The following is a 10,021-nucleotide window of genomic DNA, read 5'->3' on the forward strand; positions in this document are numbered from 1 at the left end:
GAGAGTGTACGCAATGAAGAAAAAAGTATTAGAAGTAAACGACTTACGTATTAATTTCAAAACGTACGCTGGTGTCGTACAAGCCGTACGCGGAGTAAGCTTTGAATTATACGAAGGCGAAACATTAGCAATCGTTGGTGAATCCGGTTCAGGAAAATCAGTAACGAGTAACGCATTGATGAAGTTAATTCCACAGCCACCTGGTATTTATGCCGGTGGTGAAATCAACTTCAATGGTCGCAATATTATCCCTTTGTCGGAAAAAGAAATGATGCAAGTTCGCGGAAATGATATTTCAATGATTTTCCAAGATCCAATGACTGCATTAAACCCAACAATGCGTATCGGGACGCAAATTACCGAAGTCCTTTTAAAGCATAATAAAGTTAAAAATAAGGATGAAGCAAAAAAACGTGCGCTTGAGTTACTTGATCAAGTAGGTATCCCTTTCCCTGAAAAACGTTATAAGTCTTATCCTCATGAACTATCAGGCGGGATGCGTCAACGTGTTGTTATCGCCATCGCACTAGCAGCAGATCCGAAGCTTTTAATTGCCGATGAGCCAACAACAGCGCTTGATGTAACAATTCAGGCCCAAATTTTAGAGCTGATGAAAGAACTTCAAAAGAAATCAAATACATCAATTATTTTTATTACACATGATTTAGGTGTTGTAGCAAATGTTGCGGACCGAGTTGCGGTAATGTACGCCGGTCAAATCGTTGAGTACGGTACTGTGGAAGATATTTTCTACAATCCGCAGCACCCGTATACTTGGGGACTGCTTGGCTCTATGCCGGACTTAAACAACTCTACTGATGAGCTGTTGATGGCTATTCCGGGTTCACCGCCAAACTTAATCGATCCACCTAAAGGCGATGCATTTGCCCCTCGTAACGAGTTTGCAATGAAAATCGATTTTGAGATGGAACCGCCAATGTTTAAAGTATCGGAGACACACTACGCGAAAACTTGGCTACTGCATCCTGATGCACCAAAAATGCCTGTTCCTGATGCGGTAGCACGCCGTATTAAAGGCTATCAACAGGAGGGCATGTAATTATGGCAAATAAAATATTAGAAGTACAAGGCTTAAAACAATATTTTGGCACTGCTAAACAGCCGATTAAAGCGATCGATGGCATCTCCTTTGATGTGTATGAAGGCGAAACATTAGGTTTAGTCGGGGAGTCAGGCTGCGGTAAATCAACGACTGGTCGCTCGATTATCCGCCTTTACGATATTACAGAAGGTCAAATTACCTTTAAAGGCAAAAACATTTCAGAAATGAAATCTCGAAAAGAATTAATGCAATTCAACCGTGAAATGCAAATGATTTTCCAGGACCCTTATGCGAGTTTAAATCCTCGTATGACGGCCGGCGAATTAATTGCAGAAGGCTTTGACATCCATGGTCTGTATAAAAATAAAAAAGAACGCCAAGCTCGTATCGGTGAATTGCTGGAAGCAGTTGGACTGACACGCGAGCATGCTAACCGTTATGCCCATGAGTTTTCTGGTGGTCAGCGTCAACGTATCGGTATTGCCCGTGCACTTAGTTTAGATCCAAGCTTCATCATTGCAGATGAGCCGATTTCTGCGCTTGATGTTTCTATCCAAGCACAGGTAGTAAACTTACTAAAGCAACTTCAAAAAGAACGTGGGTTAACTTATTTATTCATCGCCCATGATTTATCAATGGTAAAATATATATCAGACCGAATCGCGGTTATGTATCGCGGAAAGATTTTAGAACTTGGAAGTGCGGATGAGATTTACAATAATCCAATCCATCCTTATACGAAGTCTCTATTATCTGCTGTTCCTCAGCCAGATCCGGCTTATGAACGCAACCGTACACGTATCCCGTACAAACATGTTGAACATGATCCGGCAGCTAAAGTTATCGAAGCTCGCCCTGGTCATTTCGTCTTTGGCACAGATGCACAAGTAAAAGACTGGGCTAAATAGAAGAACAAATAAAAACTCCTTCACGAGGCAATGTGAAGGAGTTCTTTCTATATATAAGGAAATTTCCAATGACTATTACTTAATAATTAAAATGCTTCTGATGTTGTTTTCGCTTGCATATGCAATGTTAAATAATCTGGTCCGCCTGCTTTAGAGTCAGTACCTGACATGTTGAAGCCACCAAATGGTTGGTAACCAACGATTGCTCCTGTACAGCCACGGTTGAAATAAAGGTTTCCAACATGGAACTCTTCGCGAGCATACTCTAAGTTCATACGGTCGTTTGTAATAACAGCACCTGTTAAGCCGTATTCCGTGTTGTTTGCAATATCAATCGCTTCTTCAAATGAATCTGCTTTTGTAATTGCTACAACTGGACCGAAGATTTCTTCTTTCATAATACGCGCTTCTGGATCTACATCGGCAAATACTGTCGGGTGTACGAAGTAACCAACAGAATCATCTGCAGTACCACCAGCAACTAGACGGCCTTCTGTTTTACCGATTTCAATATATTCGCTGATTTTTTTGAATGCTGCTGAATCGATAACTGTTGCCATAAAGTTGTTATTGTCAGATGGGTCACCGATTGTTAATGATTTCGTTAACTCTTCCACACGGTTTACAACTTGATCATATACATCTTTTACGATTACTACACGTGAACATGCTGAACACTTTTGTCCTGAGAAACCGAAAGCGGATTTTACAATGGACTGTGCAGCTAACTCTAAATCTGCATCTTTATCAACAACGATTGTATCTTTACCACCCATTTCAGCGATAACACGTTTAATCCAAATTTGACCCGGACTTAATTTTGATGCGCGTTCGTTAATACGTAAGCCCACATCACGAGAGCCTGTAAAACTGATGAAGCGTGTTTTCGGGTGGTCTACTAAGTAGTCCCCTACTTCTGCCCCACTACCAGGTACGAAGTTTACTACACCTTTTGGTAAACCTGCTTCTTCAAGCACTTCAATAAACTTATAAGCGACAACAGGTGTTGTTGAAGCTGGTTTTAATAATACTGTGTTACCAGTAACAACAGCTGCTACAGTTGTACCTGCCATAATAGCGAACGGGAAGTTCCAAGGTGAAATAACAATCCCGATACCCAGTGGAATATAATCATAACGGTTATATTCATTTGGACGGCTTTCTACTTTACGTCCATCTTTCATTTCCAGCATTTGACGGCCGTAATATTCTAAAAAGTCGATTGCTTCTGCAGTATCTGCATCCGCTTCATTCCATGGCTTACCTGCTTCTTTCGTTAACCATGCAGAAAACTCATGCTTGCGGCGGCGGATAATTGTCGCTGCTTTAAATAATACGTCTGCACGAATTTCAGGTTTAACTTTTTTCCATGATTTGAATGCTTTATCTGCTTCTTGCATTGCTTTTTCAGCCAAGTCTTTTGAAGCTTTTGAAACAGACCCGATCACTTCTGTTTTCTTCGCCGGGTTATATGATACAATTTTTTCTTCTGTCGTAATACGTTCGCCACCGATAATTAGAGGATAGTCGGCACCAAGCTGTGATTCTACTTTTTTAAGCGCTTCCAAATAAGCTTGCTTGTTTTCTTCTACCGAGAAATCTGTAAATGGTTCATGTTTATAGTTAATCATTTATCATTACCTCCGATATTAAGTGCAATATTATTTTGCATCATATTATGTTACTTAATTTGAATTATGCAATATAATAATGCTTAAATCAATTATTTTTTCTAAATTACGCAAATTATCTCATTTTTACATTCCCATGCTAAAATAAAATGGAGGGGGTTACACCGCATGAATCAACTAGATGGCTCTAGTGTTTTTGAATTTATGATTGAAAAAATAGAAACCGGTCTTTGCGCTATTGATGAAAATGGACGAGTCATCGTTTACAACAAAAAAATGCGCGAACTTACTGGTGAATCACTTGAACAAATTACACAGCGCTTTTTATCACAGTCACTTGACTTTAACTTGGAGCAAAATATGCTGCAAAAAGTTTTAGCTTCGGGTCAAAGTTTCAAGCATATAAAGCAAACATTCTGGAATGCCCGTGGTGAAGAAGTCACAATGATGAATGACTATTATCCATATACCCTTAATGACGGTACGAAAATCGCTATTCAATTTTCCCGCGATATTACACAGCAGGAGTTTTTAATGGATCGTCCTTTAAGTCGTTACGGTGCTCCATTAACTTTTGATATTATTACAGCTGTCTCAAAATCGATGAAGCAAGTAATCCAGCAAGCTAAAATTGCCGCGCTAGGTCGTATTCCGGTCATGCTTGTCGGTGAATCAGGGACAGGGAAAGATATGATTGCAGAAGGTATTCATCATGAGCTGGCAGAAAAAAACGAACGCTTTATTACACTTATTTGCCGCCGCAATGAAGAAACATTGCTCGCTCAAATTGAAAAATATATTGCCGAGGAAAAAAACTATACGTTTTTTGCCGAGCGGATTGAGTTTTTATCAGATGAAGCACAGAACCGCATCGTGGAGCTTCTGGAGAAACATTCCGAACGTAACCATGTATTTATTGCAAGTATTGGTGAAGATCCGATTGACTTAATTCAGAAAGGTCATCTTTCCAAAAATCTGTATTACTTATTTTCTAATTTAACAATTCAAGTTCCGGCATTGCGTGAGCGCCGTGAAGACATTAAGCCTTTCGTGGACGATTATTTCGCTCGCCGACGCATAGCATACAGCAGCCCGGTGAAAGGTCTAGCACCAGAAATCGAGGAAATATTTCTGAACTATGACTGGCCAGGAAATTTGAAAGAACTTGAAGTGTTACTGGATGATATTAGTGCATTACTTACAACAGAAGAATATGTGGAACTTATACATATTCCAGCATATTTCAAGTGGAAGCTCCAGCAAGCCGAGCCAACTACTTCGGAGCAGCAAAAATTATTCGACTTCTCCGGACAAACATTGCAGCCTCTTGATGAATATATGCGTAAAGTTGAAGATTATTATATTTCACATGCCTTACAGCTGAATGATGGAAATATTTCACAAACAGCTAAAGCACTAGGTATCCACCGTCAAGGTTTGCAATATCGTTTAAAACGCAAGTAAAACTGGAAATATAATCTATTAATTACCATTTAACAGACCTGCACTATGTGGGTCTGTTTTTCTTTTTCCAAAGTGCAATATTATTTTGCACATTTTATAAATGATGTTTTTTAGAGCATGTAAACGTTTTAATAAAGTATTTCAGCAAAACTTTTTTACGTTAAAAACCGTTGCTATTTCTCGTTTTTCCTTCTAGCAAACATTAATCCTCTCAAATTTTATTTCCTTTTTTGAATTTTTTGTTTTATACTCACGTCAATAACAATAAAATACTTTTTTAATCGCAGGGGGATTGATTAAAATGTCATTAAAAGATTTTTTTATCGCACTTTCAGAGAATCAAACATTAAATTCTGCAGCCCAAAAATACGGATTTAAGCTGGGGGCGCAAAGTGTCGTTGCAGGTACAAATATCGATGAAGTTATAGAAAGCATCAAGCATTTAAATGCACAGGGTATTTCTTGCACTGTCGATAATTTAGGAGAATTTGTATTTGAGGAGTCTGCCGCGCTTGCTGCAAAAGAGCAAATTTTAGCCGTAATCGAACGCATTCACAGTGAAAATCTTGATGCACATATTTCTTTAAAACCTTCTCAGTTAGGATTGGATATTGATTTTGATTTTAGCTATGAAAATTTAAGAGAGATCGTAGCATTGGCAAATGAATATCAGATTTTTGTTAACTTTGATATGGAAAACTATGCTCGTCTACACCCTTCATTTGAGCTTTTGGAAAAAATCCATGCGGAATACGATAATGTTGGCACTGTAATTCAAGCATACTTTTTCGAGTCAGATGAAAATGTCGAACGCTTTAAAGATTACCGTTTACGTCTCGTAAAAGGTGCTTACAAAGAAGACGAATCTGTCGCTTATCAAAATAAAGCCGATATTGATCGCAAGTTTATCGAGCAAATTGAATACCATTTACTACATGGCAAATTCACTTCGATTGCAACACATGACCACAATGTAATTAATCATGTAAAACAATTTGTCGAAAAGCATAATATTCCAAATGATAAATTTGAGTTCCAGATGCTTTATGGTTTCCGTAAAGAAATGCAGCTGAGTCTTGCAAAAGAAGGATACAACTTCTGTACGTATGTACCGTTTGGTAATGATTGGTACGGCTACTTTATGCGTCGTTTAGCTGAACGCCCGCAAAACCTGACTCTTGTCACAAAACAAGTATTTACGAAAAAAACAAATACAATTTTAGCTGTTGCAGCCGGTGCGTTTTTAGCTGGACGTATGTCTAAAAAGTATAGATAAGTACAGAAGCGCCATATTTTATTGCGTTGACTACCATCTATTGCAACATGTTAAACTAGTCAAAAATTATCAATAAAGGAGTTGTCTTTATGTCAGATTATAGCTATCAGTTGTTAGCCATTATTCTTTACATGATCTTGATGCTCGGTATCGGCTGGTATGCCTTCCGAAAAACTAGCAACCTGACAGACTATATGTTAGGCGGACGCGGTCTCGGTGCAGCGGTAACAGCATTAAGTGCCGGTGCAGCAGATATGTCGGGCTGGCTGTTAATGGGTCTTCCAGGTGCAATCTATTTATCAGGTCTTGTAGAAGCTTGGATTGCAATCGGATTAACAATCGGTGCTTATTTGAACTGGTTACTAGTGGCACCTCGTTTACGCGTTTATACACAAGTAACAAAGGATTCCATTACAATTCCAAGTTATTTGGATAACCGTTTACGTGATAATACAAAACTATTACGTATTGCATCAGGAATTATCATTTTAGTATTCTTTACATTCTATGTATCTTCCGGAATGGTATCAGGCGGTAAGTTTTTTGAAAGCTCATTCGGAATGGATTATCATACAGGTCTTCTATTCGTATCTGCAGTAGTTGTCGCTTACACTTTATTTGGCGGATTCCTGGCTGTTAGTTATACGGACGTAATTCAAGGTCTTATTATGCTTATTACATTAATTGCTGTTCCTGTTTTTGGAATTTTCTTAACTGGCGGTATTGGAGAAACGGTTGATTCTATTAAATCGGTAGATCCGGAAATGTTTAGCCTTCTTCCATCTACTGTGACAGCTGCGGCTATTATTTCTTCTCTTGCATGGGGGCTTGGCTATTTTGGTCAGCCACATATAATCGTACGCTTTATGGCGATTTCATCTGTAAAAGAAACGAAAAGTGCGCGCCGTATCGGTATTGGCTGGATGATTTTCAGTTTAATAGGTGCCCTTGCAACTGCTTTGGTCGGTGTAGCATACTTCCAGCAACAAGGTACGGAATTAAAGGATCCGGAAACGGTATTTATTGTACTGGGGCAAATTTTATTCCATCCGTTCATTGCAGGGATTGTACTTGCAGCAATTTTAGCAGCGGTTATGAGTACAATTTCTTCACAATTAATCGTTACTTCTTCAGCACTTATTGAAGATATTTATAAAGCTTTATTCAATAAAACTGCGACAGATAAACATTACGTATTTTTAGGTCGTGTCGCTGTACTATTCGTATCTATCTTTGCGGCAATTGTTGCGTGGAATCCTGAAAGCACAATTTTAGGCCTGGTAGCATTCGCATGGGCCGGTTTCGGTGCAGCATTCGGTCCAATCATTTTACTTTCTCTATTCTGGCGCAAGCTTACAAACTACGGAGCACTTGCCGGTATGGTTGCAGGTGCCGCGGTTGCATTCGTTTGGGGACGTACGGATAGTTTATCAAGCACGCTTTATGAGATTGTACCTGGTTTTATCGCGTGTTTAGTCGTTGCAGTTGTAGTAAGTATGTTAACGTATAAACCAAATGCGGAAATCGAAGAAGAGTTCAATGAAACTCAGCGTATTTTAAAAGAAGAACAATAGCAACAATAAAAACGGTATGATCTTTTATAAAGATATACCGTTTTTTCAATATCCAGAAAAACTTTTGATGGAGGTTATTTTATGCAACTTGCACAACTATTCCCTTCCCTTAAGCAACATCATACATACCCGACAGCCCACAATTCTGCAACAACGATTTTTTATGATTCACCTAATGCATGCTGGTATGAAATCGCCAAAAGTGAAATAACAGAACGGGATGCGCTATTGTTAAAGCATTTTTATCATGAATGTAGTGAGCAGACGGATCCTTGGTTACTATTATTGACTCAAGGTGTTGTTCCAAAGCCAGCTACTTACTCTTCTATTCGTATTTTACAATATCATATCAGTAATGATGCCGAACAATTAAAGTATGCTATCGAACTTTTCTTTATGCATGATGCTTATCTTCTTGAAGTTTCTCCTACTACTTTCTGGATTATTCTATTTAAAGATTATTCACGGGAAGAACTGGAAGGCTTTATTGCAATACTGGAAAATGACTTTTATTTGCATGGACAACTTTTCATAGGACAAATGCTGCCGGTTTCTGAAATGCTCCCCCAATCTTTCTCATCGGAGCAAAAAATATTTCAGGCCATTTTAGAACGGCAACATCAAACGATTTATACATTTTCTGAATGCTTCCTGTCTTTACTGCCTTTACATTTAAATCTTTCATTACAAAAATACTTGCAGCATTCACTGTTCAATAATTTAAATGATGAAATGATCACTACCATTACAACGCTTTTCTCCCATAATGGAAACATGTCATCAGCCGCAAAAGAATTGCATATACACCGCAACACGTTGTTGTATCGTACACAGCGGTATTTTGAAGAAACTTCGTTGGACTTAAAGCGCAGTGACGACCTGTTATTAGCCTATTTAGCAGCACAATTGAATAAACTTACAAAATATCCCTGAAAAATTTAAGCACAATGCACAAAGGCAGCTCCCTCTTATTCTTTTATAATATGAAAAAAGGAGGACTGGTTTTTTATGTTAGATTTTGATCATCTTGTAAAACGTTATCCCGATGGCTATGTAGCTGTTGAAAATTTTCATTTAAAGGTTGAACCTGGTGAATTCCTTGTACTTGTTGGTCCTTCAGGATGCGGGAAATCTACGACATTGCGTATGGTGGCAGGACTTGAATCGATTTCCGAAGGGGAACTACGCATCGAGGGCAAACGAGTGAATGAAGTAGAACCAAAAGACCGTGATATTGCAATGGTGTTCCAAAACTATGCACTTTACCCGCATATGAATGTATATGATAATATGGCTTTCGGCTTGAAACTACGTAAATTCTCGAAAGATCAAATTGATAAAAAAGTACGCGAAGCTGCTGCAATTTTAGGATTATCGGATTTATTGGACAAGAAGCCAAAATCCCTTTCCGGTGGTCAACGCCAGCGTGTTGCATTAGGACGCGCCATTGTTCGTGATGCGAAACTGTTTTTAATGGACGAACCATTATCGAACTTGGATGCAAAACTTCGTGTACAAATGCGCTCTGAAATTACGAAACTCCATTACCGTTTAAATACGACGACGATATATGTTACACACGATCAGACGGAAGCGATGACAATGGCTTCTCGAATTGTTGTAATGAAAGATGGTGTCATTCAGCAAATCGGAACGCCGCGTGAAGTATACGATACACCTGAAAATGTATTTGTTGGCGGGTTTATTGGTTCGCCAGCTATGAACTTCCTTCGCGGGAATGTCGTAGGAGAATATTTTGAAATCGCCAGCGAAAAAGTTCGCATTCCCGAAGAAAAATTAAAAATATTAAAAGAACAAAACTATACGAACCGTGAAATTATTTTAGGTATCCGTCCTGAAGATATTCATGACGGCAATAAACAAGATTCAAGCAGTATCGTTAAAACTAAAGTGCAAGTAAGCGAATTAACCGGTGCAGAAATGATTGTTTATGCATCAATTGATGATCAGCAATTTGTAGGTAAAATACATGCAGATGCAGATGTAGCTATGGGTCAGGAGCTTTCACTTAACTTTAACTTAGCTAAAGCACACTTCTTTGATCCGGCAACTGAAATGCGTATTCGCTGATTAGTAAATAATTA

Annotated in this window: 8 protein-coding genes; 7 read left to right on the forward strand and 1 reads right to left on the reverse strand. The window is 38.6% G+C overall.

The genetic code is table 11. From position 1 onward, the window contains the following. The first annotated feature begins 13 nt into the window (after positions 1-13). Together B5473_RS03730 and B5473_RS03735 are read left to right on the forward strand one after the other, a co-directional pair. On the forward strand, positions 14-1,060 hold the full coding sequence (locus B5473_RS03730) for an ABC transporter ATP-binding protein (RefSeq protein WP_079523725.1): 1,047 nt from the start codon (positions 14-16) through the stop codon (positions 1,058-1,060). A gap of 2 nt (positions 1,061-1,062) precedes the next feature. After that, positions 1,063-1,971, forward strand: a complete 909-nt coding sequence (locus B5473_RS03735; RefSeq protein WP_079523726.1) for an ABC transporter ATP-binding protein — start codon at positions 1,063-1,065, stop codon at positions 1,969-1,971. An 86-nt stretch (positions 1,972-2,057) separates the two neighbouring features. Here the strand turns inward: B5473_RS03735 and pruA are convergent, their stop codons facing one another. Further along, positions 2,058-3,602: an L-glutamate gamma-semialdehyde dehydrogenase gene (pruA, locus tag B5473_RS03740; protein ID WP_008405509.1), complete on the reverse strand. Its 1,545-nt coding sequence runs from the start codon at positions 3,600-3,602 to the stop codon at positions 2,058-2,060. A gap of 168 nt (positions 3,603-3,770) precedes the next feature. Between pruA and B5473_RS03745 the strand changes: the two genes are divergently transcribed. The 5 genes from B5473_RS03745 to B5473_RS03765 all read left to right on the forward strand — a co-directional run bounded on the left by B5473_RS03745 (position 3,771) and on the right by B5473_RS03765 (position 10,007). Continuing rightward, a complete protein-coding gene (locus B5473_RS03745; RefSeq protein ID WP_079523727.1) occupies positions 3,771-5,066 on the forward strand; it encodes a sigma 54-interacting transcriptional regulator in 1,296 nt (431 codons plus the stop codon). Positions 5,067-5,367: 301 nt separating this feature from the next. Continuing rightward, positions 5,368-6,342 (forward strand): proline dehydrogenase family protein, encoded by a 975-nt coding sequence (locus B5473_RS03750; RefSeq protein ID WP_079523728.1) that lies wholly within the window; start codon positions 5,368-5,370, stop codon positions 6,340-6,342. Between the two features lie 89 nt (positions 6,343-6,431). Further along, positions 6,432-7,916, forward strand: coding sequence for a sodium/proline symporter PutP (putP, locus tag B5473_RS03755; protein ID WP_079523729.1), 1,485 nt, complete (start codon positions 6,432-6,434; stop codon positions 7,914-7,916). An 81-nt stretch (positions 7,917-7,997) separates the two neighbouring features. Then, positions 7,998-8,849 carry a helix-turn-helix domain-containing protein gene (locus B5473_RS03760; RefSeq protein ID WP_079523730.1) on the forward strand — a complete coding sequence of 284 codons (852 nt, stop codon included), beginning with the start codon at positions 7,998-8,000 and terminating at the stop codon, positions 8,847-8,849. Between the two features lie 75 nt (positions 8,850-8,924). Continuing rightward, positions 8,925-10,007 (forward strand): ABC transporter ATP-binding protein, encoded by a 1,083-nt coding sequence (locus B5473_RS03765; protein WP_079523731.1) that lies wholly within the window; start codon positions 8,925-8,927, stop codon positions 10,005-10,007. Positions 10,008-10,021 lie beyond the last annotated feature (14 nt).

The sequence above is a fragment of the Solibacillus isronensis genome (assembly GCF_900168685.1).
In the GTDB taxonomy this organism is placed as follows: domain Bacteria; phylum Bacillota; class Bacilli; order Bacillales_A; family Planococcaceae; genus Solibacillus; species Solibacillus isronensis_A.